The organism is Streptomyces sp. NPDC047000 (assembly GCF_040644295.1).
In the GTDB taxonomy this organism is placed as follows: Bacteria; Actinomycetota; Actinomycetes; order Streptomycetales; family Streptomycetaceae; genus Streptomyces.
Genome location: NZ_JBEYWE010000024.1, coordinates 1 through 16,612, shown reverse-complemented (window position 1 = coordinate 16,612; position 16,612 = coordinate 1). Strand labels below are relative to the sequence as shown.

General features: G+C 72.5%; 19 protein-coding genes. 16 read left to right on the top strand and 3 right to left on the bottom strand.

Features of this window, described 5'->3' with window-relative positions; genetic code table 11:
* Positions 1 to 46 precede the first annotated feature (46 nt).
* Positions 47 to 862, bottom strand: a complete 816-nt coding sequence (locus tag ABZ862_RS29350) for a fumarylacetoacetate hydrolase family protein (protein WP_360964344.1) — start codon at positions 860 to 862, stop codon at positions 47 to 49.
* A 93-nt stretch (positions 863 to 955) separates the two neighbouring features.
* Positions 956 to 1,675, bottom strand: a complete 720-nt coding sequence (npdG, locus tag ABZ862_RS29345) for an NADPH-dependent F420 reductase (protein ID WP_360964341.1) — start codon at positions 1,673 to 1,675, stop codon at positions 956 to 958.
* 106 nt (positions 1,676 to 1,781) lie between these two features.
* Between npdG and ABZ862_RS29340 the strand changes: the two genes are divergently transcribed.
* The 14 genes from ABZ862_RS29340 (at position 1,782) to ABZ862_RS29275 (ending at position 13,976) form a co-directional block, all read left to right on the top strand.
* Positions 1,782 to 2,636: a tryptophan 2,3-dioxygenase family protein gene (locus ABZ862_RS29340; RefSeq protein ID WP_360964338.1), complete on the top strand. Its 855-nt coding sequence runs from the start codon at positions 1,782 to 1,784 to the stop codon at positions 2,634 to 2,636.
* Positions 2,637 to 2,762: 126 nt separating this feature from the next.
* Positions 2,763 to 4,025 (top strand): kynureninase, encoded by a 1,263-nt coding sequence (gene kynU / locus ABZ862_RS29335; protein ID WP_360964335.1) that lies wholly within the window; start codon positions 2,763 to 2,765, stop codon positions 4,023 to 4,025.
* On the top strand, positions 4,022 to 4,903 hold the full coding sequence (locus ABZ862_RS29330) for a PaaX family transcriptional regulator C-terminal domain-containing protein (RefSeq protein WP_360964332.1): 882 nt from the start codon (positions 4,022 to 4,024) through the stop codon (positions 4,901 to 4,903). Before kynU ends, ABZ862_RS29330 begins: the two co-directional genes overlap by 4 nt.
* Positions 4,900 to 5,400 carry a flavin reductase family protein gene (locus ABZ862_RS29325; protein WP_360964329.1) on the top strand — a complete coding sequence of 167 codons (501 nt, stop codon included), beginning with the start codon at positions 4,900 to 4,902 and terminating at the stop codon, positions 5,398 to 5,400. The genes ABZ862_RS29330 and ABZ862_RS29325 overlap by 4 nt, the downstream gene beginning before the upstream one ends.
* A complete protein-coding gene (locus ABZ862_RS29320; RefSeq protein ID WP_360964326.1) occupies positions 5,397 to 6,398 on the top strand; it encodes an alpha/beta hydrolase in 1,002 nt (333 codons plus the stop codon). The genes ABZ862_RS29325 and ABZ862_RS29320 overlap by 4 nt, the downstream gene beginning before the upstream one ends.
* A 108-nt stretch (positions 6,399 to 6,506) precedes the next feature.
* On the top strand, positions 6,507 to 7,466 hold the full coding sequence (locus ABZ862_RS29315; RefSeq protein WP_360964323.1) for a transporter substrate-binding domain-containing protein: 960 nt from the start codon (positions 6,507 to 6,509) through the stop codon (positions 7,464 to 7,466).
* A gap of 598 nt (positions 7,467 to 8,064) precedes the next feature.
* Entirely contained in the window at positions 8,065 to 8,988 is a 924-nt protein-coding gene (locus tag ABZ862_RS29310) for an amino acid ABC transporter permease (RefSeq protein WP_360964320.1), read from the top strand.
* Between the two features lie 35 nt (positions 8,989 to 9,023).
* A complete protein-coding gene (locus ABZ862_RS29305; protein ID WP_360964605.1) occupies positions 9,024 to 9,782 on the top strand; it encodes an amino acid ABC transporter ATP-binding protein in 759 nt (252 codons plus the stop codon).
* On the top strand, positions 9,779 to 10,567 hold the full coding sequence (locus tag ABZ862_RS29300; RefSeq protein ID WP_360964317.1) for an SDR family oxidoreductase: 789 nt from the start codon (positions 9,779 to 9,781) through the stop codon (positions 10,565 to 10,567). Before ABZ862_RS29305 ends, ABZ862_RS29300 begins: the two co-directional genes overlap by 4 nt.
* Positions 10,568 to 10,630: 63 nt before the next feature.
* Positions 10,631 to 11,887 (top strand): acyl-CoA dehydrogenase family protein, encoded by a 1,257-nt coding sequence (locus ABZ862_RS29295; RefSeq protein ID WP_360964314.1) that lies wholly within the window; start codon positions 10,631 to 10,633, stop codon positions 11,885 to 11,887.
* Positions 11,884 to 12,258 carry a TIGR04076 family protein gene (locus tag ABZ862_RS29290; RefSeq protein ID WP_360964311.1) on the top strand — a complete coding sequence of 125 codons (375 nt, stop codon included), beginning with the start codon at positions 11,884 to 11,886 and terminating at the stop codon, positions 12,256 to 12,258. The genes ABZ862_RS29295 and ABZ862_RS29290 overlap by 4 nt, the downstream gene beginning before the upstream one ends.
* On the top strand, positions 12,255 to 12,605 hold the full coding sequence (locus ABZ862_RS29285) for a TIGR04076 family protein (protein ID WP_360964309.1): 351 nt from the start codon (positions 12,255 to 12,257) through the stop codon (positions 12,603 to 12,605). Before ABZ862_RS29290 ends, ABZ862_RS29285 begins: the two co-directional genes overlap by 4 nt.
* Positions 12,602 to 13,609, top strand: a complete 1,008-nt coding sequence (locus ABZ862_RS29280; protein ID WP_360964306.1) for an LLM class flavin-dependent oxidoreductase — start codon at positions 12,602 to 12,604, stop codon at positions 13,607 to 13,609. The genes ABZ862_RS29285 and ABZ862_RS29280 overlap by 4 nt, the downstream gene beginning before the upstream one ends.
* Positions 13,610 to 13,685: 76 nt before the next feature.
* A complete protein-coding gene (locus tag ABZ862_RS29275) occupies positions 13,686 to 13,976 on the top strand; it encodes an antibiotic biosynthesis monooxygenase (RefSeq protein ID WP_360964303.1) in 291 nt (96 codons plus the stop codon).
* A 247-nt stretch (positions 13,977 to 14,223) separates the two neighbouring features.
* On the opposite strand, the gene ABZ862_RS29270 is transcribed toward ABZ862_RS29275, so the two are convergent.
* A complete protein-coding gene (locus ABZ862_RS29270; protein ID WP_360964301.1) occupies positions 14,224 to 15,195 on the bottom strand; it encodes a LuxR C-terminal-related transcriptional regulator in 972 nt (323 codons plus the stop codon).
* Positions 15,196 to 15,516: 321 nt separating this feature from the next.
* Here ABZ862_RS29270 and ABZ862_RS29265 point away from each other — a divergent pair, with 321 nt between their 5' ends.
* Together ABZ862_RS29265 and ABZ862_RS29260 are read left to right on the top strand one after the other, a co-directional pair.
* Positions 15,517 to 15,714: a hypothetical protein gene (locus tag ABZ862_RS29265; protein WP_360964298.1), complete on the top strand. Its 198-nt coding sequence runs from the start codon at positions 15,517 to 15,519 to the stop codon at positions 15,712 to 15,714.
* A gap of 58 nt (positions 15,715 to 15,772) precedes the next feature.
* Entirely contained in the window at positions 15,773 to 16,510 is a 738-nt protein-coding gene (locus ABZ862_RS29260) for a response regulator transcription factor (RefSeq protein WP_360964295.1), read from the top strand.
* Positions 16,511 to 16,612 lie beyond the last annotated feature (102 nt).

The window sequence follows — 16,612 nt, the reverse complement described above, 5'->3', positions numbered from 1 at the left end:
AACGGGCGTGCGGGCGGGGCCGGTCGAGGAACCGCCGTCCGCCGGGTCAGCCGGTGAGGCGGACCGTGTTGCGCAGGGTCCCGATGCCGGTGACCGAGGTCTCGACGACGTCGCCGTCGGCGAGGAACCACTGCGGTTCCCGGGCCGTCCCCACCCCGCCCGGCGTTCCGGTCAGGACGAGGTCGCCCGGCCGCAGCACGGTGAACGTGGAGATGTAGGCGAGGAGTCCGGCGGCGTCGAAGACGAGCGAGCCGGTGTCGCCCCGCTGCACCTCCTCGCCGTTGACCCGGCAGACCACGTCCACGCCCGCCACCGGGTCGATCTCCTCCGGGGTCACCACGACGGGACCGGCCGGGGTGGAGGCGTCCCAGGCCTTGCCCTGGAACCATTCCAGGGTCCGGTACTGCCAGTCGCGCACCGAGATGTCGTTGGTCACCGTGTAGCCGGCGATGCCCGCCGCCGCGGTGTCCCGGTCCACCGAACGCAGCACCGCCCCGACCACCACGGCCAGTTCGGCCTCCCAGTCGAGCTGCGTCCCCCGGGGCAGCACCAGATCCGCGTCCGGACCGGTGAGGGTGTCCGCGTACTTGGGGAAGAGCGTGGGGTACTCGGGCAGCGCGCGGCCCGTCTCCCGGATGTGGTCGCCGTAGTTGAGCCCGCAGCAGATCACCTTCCCTGGGCGGGGCAGCGGCAGCAGCGGCCGCGCGTCCGGCACGGGACCGCCGGCCAGCGCCGCGGCCTCGGCGAACGTGGTGGCCCCCAGGAGCTCCGACAGGTCGGCCCAGGGCAGTGCGTGCCAGGTGTCCTGGGCGAGGACCGCGGCGGTGGGGCCGGCCGGCCCGGAAAGGGTGGCGAAGTGCATCGGTGTCCTGTCCCGTCCTCGGTACGCCTCCGCGGCGTGCGTGTCCCATAAATGTCACGCCCGTCACAAAGACGTCAAGAGTGGACGGGAGGATCACACGTCCGTCACGCGCAGCCCCGCGTGCGCCCGGTAGCGGCGGTTCACCGAGATCAGGTTGGCGACCAGCGACTCCACCTGATGGGCGTTGCGCAGCCGCCCGGCGTAGACGCCGCGCATGCCGGGGATGCGGCCGGCCAGTGCCTGGACGATCTCCGTGTCGGCCCGCTCCTCGCCGAGGACCATCACGTCGGTGTCGACGCGCTCGACCGTGTCGTCCTGGAGCAGCACGGCGGAGAGGTGATGGAAGGCGGCGGTGACCCGCGAGTCCGGCAGCAGGGCGGCGGCCTGTTCGGCGGCGCTGCCCTCCACGGGCCTGATCGCGTACGCGCCCTTCCCGTCGAAGCCGAGGGGGTTGACGCAGTCGACGACGATCTTGCCCGCCAGCTCCTCGCGGAGGGAGGCCAGGAGGGCCGCGTGCCCCTCCCAGGGCACGGCGACGATCACCAGGTCACAGCGGCGGGCGGCCTCGGCGTTGCCGGCGCCCTCGACGCCGTCGCCCAGTTCGCCGGCGGCGGCCTCCGCGCGTCCGGCGTCCCGTGACCCGAGGATCACCTTCTGGCCGGCCGCGGCGAGCCGGCGGGCCAGCCCCTTGCCCTGCGGTCCGGTGCCGCCGAGGACGCCGACGACGAGCCCGGAGACGTCGGGCAGGTCCCAGGGATCCCGGGCGGGGGTCTTCGCGGGGGTGGCCGGCTGCGCACTGTCGGTAGGAGTCATGGGGGGGGGACTGTACGGGTATTTCGTTAAAGTTGGGTTTCACATCTGTGCCGACCGTCAGGAAAGCGTTACGTTGCTCCCGTGCCACTAGGACGGAGACGCACTGATGGACATCGAGAACGGTGAACGTCCCCTCGAGGACGGCATCACCACGGATTTCAGCCAAGCGCTCGACTACGGGACCTATCTGGACCTGGACCGGATCCTCGGTGCCCAGCACCCGCTCAGCACACCCGCGCACCACGACGAGATGCTCTTCATCATCCAGCACCAGACCACCGAGCTGTGGCTCAAACTGGTCCTGCACGAGCTGCTCTCGGCCCGTTCCCTGCTGGACACCGACGAACTGCGGCTCGCGCTGAAGCGGCTGGCCCGGGTCAAGGCGGTGCTGCGCACCATGACCGAGCAGTGGAGTGTGCTGGCGACCCTGACGCCCAGCGAGTACGCCCAGTTCCGGGACACCCTCGCGTCGTCCTCCGGGTTCCAGTCCTACCAGTACCGGGCCGTCGAGTTCCTGCTGGGCAACAAGAACGAGCGGATGCTCACCGTGTTCGACTCACGGCCCGACGCGCAGCGCGTCCTGCGCACGCTGCTCGACGAGCCGACGCTGTACGACGCCTTCCTGCGACTGCTGGCCCGGCGCGGGCACGCCGTCCCGCAGGACCTCCTCGACCGGGACGTCCGGCGCGCCCATGTACAGGTGGACGCCCTGGTCCCCGTCTTCCGCGAGGTGTACGAGAACCCCGCGGCGGACTGGGACGTCTACGAGGCGTGCGAGGACCTCGTCGACCTGGAGGACGCCGTCCAGGCCTGGCGGTTCTGGCACCTGCGCACCGTCCAGCGCACCATCGGCATGAAACAGGGCACGGGCGGTTCGAGCGGCGTCGGATTCCTCCGCAGGGCCCTCGACCTCACTTTCTTCCCCGAACTCCTCAGCGTCCGCACCACGATCGGCGCCTGAGCCCCGCCGCCGGGCCCGGCCCGGCACCCGGCACCCGGCCGCCGGTCCCGCGGCCCGGCACGGGCGGCACTCCGGACTTTCGCAGACCGAGCGGCGCCAGCCGCTCCCTCATGGAGGTCGACTCAATTGACCACTGACCCCGCCGTGCCCGGCGTGTCCGCCGACGCGGTGCTGAACCGGGCGGCAGAGCTGGACGCCCGCGACCCGCTCGCCCACCTCCGCCGGCGCTTCGTGGAACCGGGCGAGGACCTGGTCGCCTACTTCGACGGGAACTCGCTCGGCCGGCCCCTGACCGCCACCCGGGAGCACCTGGCCCGGTTCGTCGACGAGGTGTGGGCCGCGCGTCTGATCCGCGCCTGGGACGAGAACTGGATGGACTCCCCGACCGAACTGGGCGATCTCATCGGCCGGGTCGTCCTCGGCGCGGGTCCCGGACAGACCGTGGTGGCCGACTCGACGACCGTGCTGCTGTACAAACTCTGCCGGGCCGCGGTCCGGGCCCGCCCCGGCCGCGGGGAGATCCTCCTGGACCGCGACAACTTCCCCACCGACCGGTTCGTGCTGGAGGGTGTCGCCGAGGAGTGCGGGCTGCGGCTGCGCTGGATCACCCCGGAGCCCGGGGAGGGCGTGACGGTCGAACAGGTCGTGGCGAACACCGGCCCCGACACGGCGCTGGTGCTGCTCAGCCATGTCGCCTACCGCTCCGGCCACCTCGCCGACATGCCGCGGATCACCGCCGCGGCCCACGACGCCGGGGCCCTGGTGCTGTGGGACCTGTGCCACTCGGCCGGCGCGGTGCCGACGGAACTGGACGCCTGGGACGTCGACCTGGCGGTCGGCTGCACCTACAAGTACCTCAACGGGGGACCGGGCGCGCCCGCCTTCGCCTACGTCGCCCGGTCCCTCCAGCCGGACCTGCGCCAGCCGGTCCAGGGCTGGATGGGCGCGGCCGACCCCTTCGCGATGGCCGACTCCTACCGGCCCGCGGACGGCATCCGCCGGATGATCAGCGGCACCCCGCCGGTCCTGGGCATGCTGCCGATGAGGGACATGCTGCACCTGATCGACGAGGCGGGCATGGCGGCCGTGCGCCGCAAGTCGGTCGCCCTCACGCAGTACGCCGTCGAACTCGCCGACACGCTGCTCGTCCCGCTCGGCGTCCGGGTCGCCTCCCCGCGCGACCCCGACCGCCGCGGCAGCCACGTCACCCTCGACCACCCCGCCTTCCGAGCGGTCACCGCGGAGCTGTGGAAGCGCGGGGTCATCCCCGACTTCCGGCCGCCGCAGGCCATGCGGATCGGTCTCTCCCCGCTCAGCACCAGCTTCACCGAGGTCGCCCGCGGTCTGACCGAGGTACGTGACGCGCTGCTGCGGGCGGAGGCGGGGTGAGCGCCATCCTGGACGACATGGACTCACGGCCCGGGAGCGCCACCTCGCTCCTGCGGACCGTCGTCGGCACCTACCTCCGGGGCATGGGCGGCTGGATCGCCGTGTCCCACCTGGTGGAGCTGATGAGAACCGCCGGGGTCTCGGCACCCCGCACCCGGACCGCGCTCAGCCGGGTGAAGAACAAGGGACTGCTCACGCCCGAGGTCCGCGACGGGGTGCCGGGCTACCGGCTGCTGCCCGAGGCGGTGCCCATGCTGGTGAGGGGCGACCGGCGCATCTACACCCCCCGGTGGATGACCGAGGACGACCGCTGGTGCCTGATCTCCTACTCGGTGCCCGAGGAGAACCGCGGTCTGCGCCACCAGCTGCGGCGCCGGCTCCACTGGATCGGCTGCGGCTCGGTCTCGCCCGCCCTCTGGGTGTGCCCCGAGTACCTGGCCGAGGAGGTGCAGGAGATCGTCGACGACCTCGGCCCGGACACCGGCGCCACCCTGTTCCTCGTCGACGAGGTCCGCGGATCCGTACCACTGGCGCGGCAGGTAGCCACCTGGTGGGACCTGGACGCCATCGGCGATCTGCACGAGGCGTTCGTGTCCGCCCACGGCGAGCAGATCCGCTCCCTGGGCACCGACCCGAAGCCCGAACGGGCCTTCGCCACCTGGATATCCAGTCTCGACACCTGGCGGATCATCCCCTACCTCGACCCCGGACTGCCCGCCTCGCTGCTGCCGGCGGACTGGCCCGGCAAGGAGAGCATTCCGCTCTTCGACTCCCTGCAGAAGACCGTGCTCACCCGCGCCGCCGCCCATGTCCGCGCCGTGACCGGAAGGGAAAACCCGCGCACCGGCTCCCCCGAGCAGACCCAGGAGATGCCATGACGACCTTCATAGGGCCGACGGCCGGAGTCGGGGCGCTGCGCGCCGCGTTCGCCGGGTTTCCCTCCGGAGTGGTCGCGCTCTCGGCGCGGCTGGCCGACGGCCCGTCGGTGCTGATCGCCTCGTCCTTCACCGTCGGGGTCTCCCTCGACCCGGCCCTGGTGTCGTTCGCCGTGCGCAACGCGTCCGCCACCTGGCCGCCGATGCGCGCCGCCGGGCGGCTCGGTGTCTCCGTGCTCGGCGCCGAGCAGGCCGCCCTGTGCCGGCGGCTCGCCTCACCGGACCCCGCCGCCCGCCTCGCCGGCGAGCCCCTGGAGACCACCCCGGAGGGCGCCGTCTTCTTCCCCGGCGCGGCGGTGTGGCTGGACTGCTCGGTCTTCGACGAGGTCCCCGCCGGTGACCACCGGGTGGTGCTGCTGGAGGTCCACCGCCTCTGGCACGACAGCGACGCCGAACCGCTGGTGTTCCACGGCTCCGCCTTCCGCAGGCTCGCCTCGTGACCGCCGCCCGGCACCTCCTGCTCCTGGACGGCTGGCAGCACCGGCGCGGCCCCGGCCACTGGCAGGGCCTGCTCGCCGAGCAACTGGCCGACGAGGGCTGGACGGTCGAGTACCTCACCCTGCCCGCGCCCGACGCACCCCGCAGGGCGGCCTGGACGGCGGCGGTCCGCCGCGAACTGCGCAGGACACCGGGCTGCGTGGTGGCCGCGCACGGGCTCGGCGCCCTGCTCTGGCTGCGGCTGGCGGAGGAACGAGCCGGTCCGGACGTCCCCCCGGCCGCCCGGGTCCTGCTGGTGGCACCGCCGGCGCCGGACCGCGCGGCGGGGGACCTGGGCGGGCCGCTCCTGGCCGGCCCGGCCGCGGTGCGTACGCTGTCCGCGGCACCGCCGCTGCTGGTCCACGCGGCGGACGACCCGTGGGCCCCGCAGGGAGCGGACACCTGCTACGCGCGCCCGCTCGGGCTGCCCGTCGTCACCCTGGACGGCGGCGGACACCTCAACGAGCGCTCCGGGTACGGCCCGTGGCCGGCGGCCGCGCGCTGGGTCCGCTCGGGCGTCTGGCCGGCCGCACCGGACCCGGTCGCCGTTCCCGCCGTACCGGACCCGGTCGCCGTCCCCGGCCCGGCCGCCGCCGCGGAGCCGCCCCCGCAACCGGTCCGCGTCGACGGTCCGCAGGCCCTCCTCGAAGCGGTCCGTGCCGCCCACCGCCCCGCGGGCCACCGCCTCGGCATCCTGCTCGCGGCCGACCTCGACCCCGCCGTCGAGGCGGAGGTGGCCCGGCTGATGACCCGTCACGGCCAGTCCCCGCTGCGGCGGTTGGCCCGTCCGCGGCCCCGGCCCGGCGAGCGGCGCGTACGCGCCGACGACCTGGTCGACTTCCTGCGCCGTTACGGCCACGAATACACGGTGGCCGTGGCGGACGAACCGGAAAAGCCGAAAAAACGAGATGCGCTCCTATCTGCCGCACGCGACGAAGGATGCATACTACTGATGGTCTAACGGAATCGTGACGGCCATCAGGCAAGTGAAACATGCAGGAAATCGTCGCGTCATCCCTGGCTCATTCCGCTCCACCAGTGTCGAACCACCCTGAGAACGGAACATTTCATGTCGCACTTCCCCCTCCGTGAATCCAGAAACGGAAGGACCGCCGCGGTCCTCGGCAGCCTGGCCGTGACCGGCATACTCCTGGCGGGCTGTTCCTCGGCCGCCACGAAGGACACCGCCGCCGGCGCCTCCGCACCGCAGGCCGACAAGGAACTCGCCGCCCTGCTCCCCGCCGCGGTCCGCAAGGCCGGGACCGTCAAGCTGGGCGCGCTCTGGGAGACGCCCCCGCTGATCAGCGTCGCCGCGTCCGACACGACCAAGCCGGTGGGGGTCGCCCCCGACCTCGCCGCCGCCGTGGGGAAGCTGCTCGGTGTCTCCGTGACCTGGAAGAACCTCCAGTGGCCCGCCCAGCTGCCGGGAGTGCAGTCCGGCACGGTCGACGCCCTGTGGGGCCAGGTGACCGCGACCGAGGAGCGGGAGAAGTCGATCGTCGACCTGGTGCCGTTCTACAAGAGCACAGAATCGATTCTGCTGCTGGACGCGAACAAGAGCGGGGTGTCGGCTTTGGCCGACCTCTGCGGCAAGAAGATCGGCGTGCCCGTCGGCTCGATCCAGGCCACGGCGGTCAAGGCCGCCAGCAAGAAATCCTGTGCGGACAACCCCATCAAACTCGCCCAGTACAACGGGGCGACCGCCGCCATCAGCGCGGTGAAGGCCGGCAGCGTCTTCGGATGGCTCGACGACACCACCAGCCAGGACAAGATCGTCCAGGCGGGCTCCGGCACATTCGCCGCCGCCGTGGTACCCGACGGGGAAATGCCTCCCACGTACAACTCCATTGCCGTCGGCAAGAATCAGGCGGGATTGTCGAAGGCGTTCGCCGCCGCGCTCAAGAAGCTCGTCGCCAATGGCGAATACGCCAAGATCATGGCCAAGTACGAGGTGACCTCCGCCGAGGTGACCGCCGCCGAGGTCAAGATCAACCCGATCACCGGCACCCCCGCTGGCTCCAAGGCCTGACCGCCGGACCCTCCGCACGGCACCCGCACCGGCCCATCCTCCGCGGCGGGCACCGGACGCGCCGCCGGCAGCCGCCCACGAAGCGGCCACCGCGCACCGGGGACCGGCTCACCGCCCCTCGGACCCCGTTCTGCCCGGTCCCGTACGGAGCCGGCCTCCCGAGGACGAGCCGCACCGGCCTCCCGGCCCGATCACCTCGGGCCCGCGGCCCCGAGCCGCCGAAGACTCCTCCCGCCGCACGCCGATGACCCGGCCGGCCGGACACCCCCGCCGGCATCCCGGCGCCCGCCTCCCGTACCGCGAGCCTCCCGACCCCTCCGGCTCCGCGGACTCCCGCCACCGCACACCGCCGGACCCGGTCCCGCCGCGTCGTCCGCCGGCCGGTCCCGCGGCACACCGCACGACGTGCACCCCGGCCGCCCGCACGACATACACCCCGGCGCAGGCACCAGATCCCGATCCCAGCCAGCCTCCCCCTACCGAAGGAGGGCCGCGTGACCCGTACCGAGGCTTCCCCCGTCCCCGCCCCGAACGGTGGCATCCCGCCTGGCGCGGCGAGCGTGCCGTCCCGGACGGCGACACGACAGGAGACGACGCGATGACGGACACCTCGACAGCGGAGGGCGAGAAGACACGTCCGGCCGCGGACCGCGGCGGCCCCGGTACCCCCGCCGCACGCCGGTGGCCCCGGTCCCGGCACGGCACCCGGCCGGACGTGGTGCCGGTACGGCACTGGGGACGTACGGCCGGCGCGGTCGTCGTCGTCCTCGTCCTGCTCGGCATGCTCTACGGGCTGGCGACCAACCCCAACCTGAAGTGGAGCGTCGTCGGCGAGTACCTCTTCAACGGCGACGTCCTGAACGGTCTGCTCCAGACCCTGGAGATGACGGTCGTCGCGATGGTCTTCGCGCTGGCCCTCGCCGTGGTCATCGGCGTGATGCGCACCTCGCAGAGCAAGGTCATATCGGGCTTCGCCGCCGGCTGGGTGTTCCTCTTCCGCGGTGTCCCGCTGATCGTCCTGCTGATCTTCATCGGCAACCTCGGCCTCTTCTTCAAGAAGATCACCGTGGGCATCCCGTTCACCTCGCTCGACCTGTGGAGCGCGCCGGTCGGCTCCGTCGTCACCCCGTTCGTGGCGTCGGTCATCGGCCTCGCGGCGGCCGGCTCCGGCTACATGGCGGAGATCGTCCGGGCCGGGCTGCTGTCCGTCGGACGCGGCCAGCACGAAGCGGCCAAGGCACTCGGCCTGGACACCGGCCGCACCCTGCGCCATGTGGTGCTTCCCCAGGCGCTGCGCATCATCATCCCGCCGCTGGGCAACGAGTTCATCGGCATGCTGAAGGCCTCGGCCATCGTCTCCGTCATCGCCGGCGGTGACCTGCTGACGGTGACCCAGGGCCTGTCCAGCGTCAACTTCCGCACCATCGAAATGCTGATGGTGGCCACCATCTGGTACCTGCTGGTGATCGTCGTCTACTCGGTCGCCCAGTTCTACCTCGAGCGCAGGACGGCGGAGCGATGACCACGGGAGCGGAGACGGCGGCGGACCCGGCGGTCATGGTCGCCGTCGAGGGCGTCAGCAAGTGGTACGGCAGCACCCAGGTCCTCTTCGACGTCGACCTCACCGTCGCCACCGGCGAGACCCTCTGCATCATCGGTCCCTCCGGGTCCGGCAAGAGCACCCTGCTGCGCACCATCAACCACCTCGAGGAGATCGGCTCGGGCAGCGTCCGGGTGGACGGCGAACTCGTCGGCTACCGCGAGCACCGCGGCCGGCTGCACGAACTGCGCGAGTCCGAGGCATGCCGGCAGCGCCTGGAGATCGGCATGGTCTTCCAGCACTTCAACCTCTTCCCGCACATGACCGTGCTGGAGAACGTCTCCTTCGCCCCGATCAAGGTGAAGGGCGTGCTCCAGCCGAAGGCCCGGGAGTACGCGGCCTCGCTGCTGGCCCGGGTGGGCCTCGCGGGCAAGGAGTCCGCGTACCCGTCCAGGCTCTCCGGCGGCCAGCAGCAGCGGGTGGCGATCGCACGGGCCCTGGCGATGCGGCCGAAGGTGATGCTCTTCGACGAGCCGACCAGCGCGCTCGATCCCGAACTCGTCGGCGAGGTGCTGTCGGTGATGAAGGACCTGGCGCTCACCGGCGGCATCACGATGATCGTGGTGACCCACGAGATGGGCTTCGCGCGGGAGGTCGGCGACCGCGTGGTGTTCATGGACGCCGGACGGATCGTGGAACAGGGCCCGCCGTCCCAGGTGCTCTCCGCACCCCGCCACGAACGCACCAGGGCCTTTCTCTCCGCGGTGCTGCGATGACCGGTCCCTCGCCGCAGCCGCCGTCCGTCCGCGCCGACCCGCTGCGGGACCGGGTGGCGCTGGTGGCCGGCGCCACCGGCCCCGTCGGGCGCGCGGTCGCCGCCGCCCTGGCCGCCCGGGGGACGAGGGTGGCCGTCCACTACCGGGGACGGCGGGCCGAGGCGGAGCGGGTGGCGGCCGCCCTGCCCGGCCGGCACCTCGCGGTGGGCGCGGACCTGACGGACCCGGCGGCCCTGGAGGCCGCGGTGTCGGCGGCGGAGGAACGGCTGGGACCGGTCGGCGTGCTGGTCAACGCCGCCCACCCGGCCCTCTCCGTCCCGGCGCCGGTCGCGGAGACGGACCCGGCGGTCCTCGCCGGGCACCTCGCCGCGGTCGGTGTCCACGCCGCGCTGTGCACCCGTCTGGTCCCGGGCATGCGGGCGCGCGGCTGGGGGAGGGTCGTGTACGTCTCCGGTGCGCTGATGGCCCGCCCCGCGACCGGCTTCGGCGCCTACGGCGCCGCCAAGGCGGCCGCGACGGTACTGACCCGCTACCTCGCCTGGGAGGAGGGGCGGGCCGGGATCACCGCCAACGTCGTCGCCCCCGGCCGGGTCGTCGACCCGGCCGACGACACCCCGCTCACCGGCGCCCTCGCCGGCCTGTCCGACGCGCTGCGGCAGCGCATGGCCCTGCCCGACTTCCCCACCCCCGCCCAGGTCGCGGACGCCGTCACCGGCCTGCTGGACGCGGAGGCGATCACCGGCCAGACGGTCTGGGTGACCGGCGGCGAACCGGTCGCCGCCTGACGCGCCCGCACCCCCGGGCAACCCGCCCGCCCGCACCGTACGACCCACACCTGAGGATGTCCCATGAGCACCACCACGACTTCGGCGGCCGAACAGAGCCCCGGCATCGAACTGCGTGACCCCGACTCGCCCTCCGCGGTGATCGAGAACACCCGCGCCCTGCTGCCGCTCGTCGCCGAGGAGGCCGACGGCATCGAGGACGCCGCACGCCTCACCCCCCGCGCGCTGACCGCCATGCGGCGCGCGGGCGTCTTCGAGATGGGCTTCCCGGCCTTCCGGGGCGGCCTGGAGATGACGCTCTCCCAGCAGGTGGAGGTGGTCGCCGCCGTCGCCGCGGTGGACGCCTCTGCGGGCTGGAACATCGGCGTCCTCAACGCGGGCGGCTACTACGCCGGACGCCTGGGCGACCGGGCCTACGCCGAGCTGTACCCCACCCGGGACATGCCGACGAGCGGCTCGTTCCACCCGCGCGGCCGGGCCGAGATCGTGGACGGCGGCTTCCTGGTGACCGGCGCCTGGGACTGGGGCAGCGGCAGCTACAGCGCCGAGCACATAGTCGGCGGAGCGCTCGTCTTCGACGGCGACACGCCCGCCCCGGGCCCCGACGGCAAGCAGCGCCACCTCGGTCTCTGGCTGCCGCGCGAGGCCGTCGAACCGGCCCACAACTGGCAGACCCTGGGCGTGCGGGGCTCGGGCAGCACCTCGTACGCCATCACCACACCCGTCTTCGTCCCGGCCGACCACTCCTTCGACCGCGAGGCCCCGTACGACCACACCAAGGACCCCCTCAACCGCAGTGTCAAGCTCTCCCACTTCGCACTGACCGGCGTCGTCCTGGGCGTCGCCCGGCATCTGGTGAACCTCACCGCCGACACCGTGCGCGGCAGGCTGGGCGACGGCGGCGCCGCCCGGCTGGACACCGCGACCGCGCAGGCCCTGGGCGCCGCGATGGGCGAGGTCGACTTCGCCTACGCGGGGGTGCGGGAGACGGCACGCATCACCGACGACATCATCTTCTCCGACGACGTGCTCACCCCCGTCCACGAGGACCGTATGACGGCCGCCAACGCCGTCGCCGCGCTGGGCCTGCGACGCGTCGTGGACCTGTGCACCGAACTCGCCGGGGCGCGCTACATCCTGGACACCAGCCCCCTGCAACGCGTGCTGCGCGACGCCTACGGAGCGCTCGCCCACGCCGGTACCCGCCGCATGCACCTGGGCACCCTCGCCCGGACCGCGCTCACCCACCCCGCGACGGGACTGACGGTGCCGGACGACACGGCCCGGGGCGGCGGGGTGCGGGACCGGTGCGCGTCATGAGCCCGGAGCAGCCCATGCTGCCGCCGGCCCCCCGGGTGCGTGTGGTGGTGGACCGGGCGGACGCCCCGCGCTGCGGCATCAGGACCGGTGACTGGGTGGACGTCGACGGGCCCGGCCTCTCCACCCGCGGCCGGCCGTTCTGCCCGCTGGCCCTCGCCGCCGTCCTGCCGGTGCTGGGCATGCGGCAGAACCCGCTGCCCGCCGACGACTGGCTGGTCCGCAAGCCATGGCTGACCTGCCCGGACGCGCGCGAGAACGTCGTCCTGCGCCTCGACGTCGTCCCGGACGGCGTCTCGCCGGACGACCTGGCGGAAGCGGCCGGGGACGGCGCACCGGCCGCACCGGGCGGTTCGCGCGGGGCGGCGACATGAGCGGGATCCGGGTGCGCTGCACCGTCGAGGCGATGAACTACTCGGCCTGCGGACTGGAGATCGGCGACTGGTTCGAGACGGACTCCACCGGGCTGACCGTGCCGGAGGGCAAGCGGTTCTGCTACTTCGCCGTCGCCTCCGTCCTGCCCGCGGTCCTGGGCCGGCTGGACGCCGCGGAGCCCGACGGATATCTGCGCGGTGAACCGCTGCTGGCGTGTCCCGACCCGCCCGAGGGTCTGCACATGAGGGTGACGACCGTCACCGACCGCGAACCGGACGACCGCGAACCGGACGACCGTGAACCGGACGACCGTGAACCGGACGACCTGAAGGAGAACGGGACATGAGGCCCGTGGTGTTCAGCGCCCGCATCGGCGGCCATGGCATCGGCACCGTCGTCGACAGCGCGCTCGCCGTGGAGGAGGCCGGCTTCGACCAGGTGTGGACCGGCAACGACATCTTCGGCGAACCCGGACTCGTCACCCTGGCCGCCATCGCGATGCGCACCACCCGCATCAGGTTCGGCTCCGGCGTGATGGATCCGGTGTCCCTGCACCCCGCCCAGATCGCCATGTTCGCGTCCGGACTCCAGGAACTGTCCGGCAACCGCTTCCTGCTGGGGATCGGGGCCGGCTCGGACGTGTTCTTCCGGTGGGCGGGGATCCGGCCGAAGCCACCGGTGGTGCGCACCCGCGAGGCCGTGCTCGCCATCCGGGAACTCGTCAACGGCCGCAGCCCGGCGGGGGTGGACGGCGTGGCCGACGGCTGGACCGAGCAGGCGCTCCTGCGGTTCTCCCGGCCCACCCCCGTCTACGTCGGTGCGATGGGACCGCAGATGCTGACCATGGCCGGCCGCATCGCCGACGGCGCGCTTCCGCTCTGCCTGCCGCCGGGCCATGTGCACACCGTGATGGAGCGGCTCGCGGCCGGTGCGGCCAAGGCGGGCCGGGACGTCTCCGATCTCGACGTCGCCGCGTGCGTCTGGGCGTCGATCTCCGACGACCGCGCCCACGCGCGCCGCCTGCTGGCCCGGCACATCGCCCTGTACAGCGGGTCGCTCTCCGTCGAGGCCCTCAAGTCGTCCGGGCTCGACCCGGAGGAGTTCGCCCGCACCCAGGACCTGATGCTCCAGGGCCGGGAGGAGGAGGCGATCGCCTCGGTGACGGACTCGATGATGACCCTGGGCATCGTCGGCGGCGTCGACGACGTCATCGAACAGTGCGCCCAGCTCATCGACGCCGGGGTGCGCCACATCTCCTTCGGACCGCCGATGGGGCCCGACCCCCTCGCCTCGGTCCGGCTGCTCGGCCGGCACGTACTGCCCGTCCTGCGCGCCCAGTTCGCCGGCTGACCCACCGATCGCCCGTCGGCGTCCGCCCTGCGGCCGTCCGCTCCGGCGAGACCCACACCATGAGGAGAACACCGAAATGATCATCATTCACGGCGGGGTCGTCGTGGACGCCGCCCGCACCGACGAGGTCGCCGCCGCGGGCGCGGCCTTCCAGCAGGCGTGCGCCGCCGAGGAAGGCTGCGTGGAGTACCAGCTCTCCTGGCGGGCCGGGGAACCGCGGAACCTGCGTCTGCTGGAGATCTGGACCAGCCGCGACGCCCACAACGCGCACAAGGAACAGGCGCACACCAGGGAGTGGACCGAGTTCGTCGCCGGTGCCGCCGCGGCGCCCCCCGCCTTCACCGAGTACGAGTTCACGACACCGTGACGGCCGGGCGGCGGCGCCCCCCCCGCGAACCGTGCACCGGCGACCGGGTGTTCCCGCCGCCTCCCGCGCAACAGGAATGCGTCACTGTTCTGTTGACGTCGTATCAGCCGGTCCGAGGTCGTCGCCGGCACGGCGGATCCCTTAGGGTCCGTCCTGTCCGCGACGGGGAGCGGCGGACGCGGCCGGTCCTGCCGGGGGAGGGGAGGAACGGACGCGGCGGGTGAAGGGGCCGAAGCGGTGCGGGACGTCACAGCCATCCGTGCTGGGCGGCCTTCACGCCCGCTTCGAACCGGCTCTGGGCACCGAGGCGTTCCATGATGGCCGACATCTGGCGGCGCACCGTACGCAGTCCCAGGCCGAGCCGTTTGGCGGCCGCCTCGTCCGTCATGCCCTGCGCCAGCAGGGACAGCAGTCTGTGCTGGGCCTCCGTCAGATCGTTTCTCCAGCGCGGGTGCTGGTCGGCGGTGTAGGGGACGGCACAGGACCACGCCTGCTGGTAGGTCGAGGCGAGTGTCGCGACGACGCCGGGTTCGCGGGTGATGAGAGCGCCGGCGCGGGAGTCGGCGGGGTCGATCGGGATGACGGCCACCTTGCGGTCGAAGATCAGCATGCGCGGGGGCAGGACCGTGGCGGTGCGCACCTGCGCTCCCCGCCCGATCAGCCACTCCGCGTAGGAGCGGGTCGCCTCGTCGTGGCGCATGGTGGCCTCGTAGAGGTTCAGCAGGGAGATCCCGCGTCTGAGCGCCTCCTCGTCGAGCGGCCGGGACGCGTCGAGGCTCGCCTGTGACTGGGCCCCGCCGGGGAGCACCGCGAGACATTCGTCCTCGGCCTCCTGGGCGAGGATCTCCAGTCTGGTCTCGATGGCGTCGATGCCGATCAGCCGTTCCGTGCCGTCGTGCACGAGGTTCAGTGTCGCCGCGGCCTCCGCCACGGCGGCCCTCTTCGAGGTCAGTTCCTCGACCTGCCGGGCCAGTTCGGCCTCCTGGCTGCGCAGCAGAATGGTGAGAGCGACGGGGAAACTCACCGCGCGCACACTCTCGGCGGATTCTCTCGACGGGCGGACCAGGGACAATTCGGTGAGTTCGTCGAGGGCTTTGGCTATTTCGCCCTCTGTGAGGCCGGTGGGTGCGGTCAGTTCGCCGGGGCGGGAATGCGACTCGCTCACTAAAGCGGTGTAGACCGCTTCGGCGATCGGGCTGAGACCCAGAATGCTCAACATCGTCACCGCGCCTGATTTCTCCCGTCCTTTTCCCTTCCCCCGTGGTTCGTGCGACACCCCGAGTCTGCCAGCAGGTCGGAGTCCCTTCAACCACGCCTTGTGTGACCTGCGGTTTCTCACCGCCGGATGTGGCACCTACGTGCCCAGGCACCTAGGTGCCAGGGAAGGAGTGTTCCGCCGGTGCGGGTGACTCGCGCAGACTGACGATCGCAGGCGACCGCCTCGACCGGACGGAACGGTTCTCCCCCAACCGAATGGTGAGATCGTCCTCCAGGGATTTGTCTAGACCGCACGCTGCAACGTGGATCAGGAGTTCTTCCCATGCTCAAGAAAACCGGCCCTGTGGCCTCCGCCGCTCTCGCCGTCGCTTCTCTCCTCGCCCTGGGAGTGGCGGCGACCGCTTCCCCCGACGGCGGCGACATCGGCTGGGACCACACGGAGACGGTCTCGGCGCTGCATGCTCCCGGCCTGTCCGCCCGGACCGCCGTGGCCTCCGACAACGTTATCGAAGGGCGCTGACCCTGCGTCCCCCCGGTCCCGAGCACGTACAGACCCCCCTTGGCCGAAGGAGTCGACCGTGACCTCGACACAGGGTCAGACCGCACTGCACCGTGCCGAGTTCGTGTCCCGTCCGGCGGACCGGCCCGTCCGCCTGGTCGTCCTGGACGAAGATCCGATCCTGCGGGCCGGGATCCGGGCGATCCTCGACGCCTACCCGCAGATCGAGATCATCGCCGACTACGGCTCGGCGCGACAGGCGGCCGCACGCACCCTGCACGCCAGGCCCGACGTACTGCTCGTCGGAGGTGACTCCCTGGAGGACCGGGCCGGTGCGACCCTCGCCGAACCGGCCCCCGCGGGACACCGGCCGGCGGTGGTGACCCTGATGCAGCCCGACGACCCTGTCGCGCTGCGCAGGGCCGTGCAGTCCGCGGTGCGCGGTTTCGTGGACCGCAACACCAGTCAGCGGGACCTCGGCACCGCGGTCCTGGAGGCCCATCACGGGCGCACCTATCTGTCCGCCTCGATCGCCGCGGTCCTGGTCGGCTGGATGGCGGACGGGATGCGGCGTGAGCACCTGTCGCTGCCGCAGGTCGAGGACGTGCTGACGGAACGGGAGCTGGAGGTGCTGGAAGCCCTGGGCCACGGCATCACCAACACCGCGATCGCTCGTCGCCTGCACGTCCAGGAGGCCACCGTCCGCAGCCACGTGTACCACATCCTCACCAAGCTCGACCTGCGCACCCGTACCGAGGCGGTGCTGCTGGGCCACAGCTACGCCAACGCCCGCCCGGTGCTGAGGCCGTCGGGCTGACGGGACGGACACGACGGAGCCGGTGGCCCGCCCCCGAGGGGGCGCCGGTGTTCGTCCTCGGGCTGTTTGGTCCAGGCCGTCACGAGGTACGACAGCCGGAAC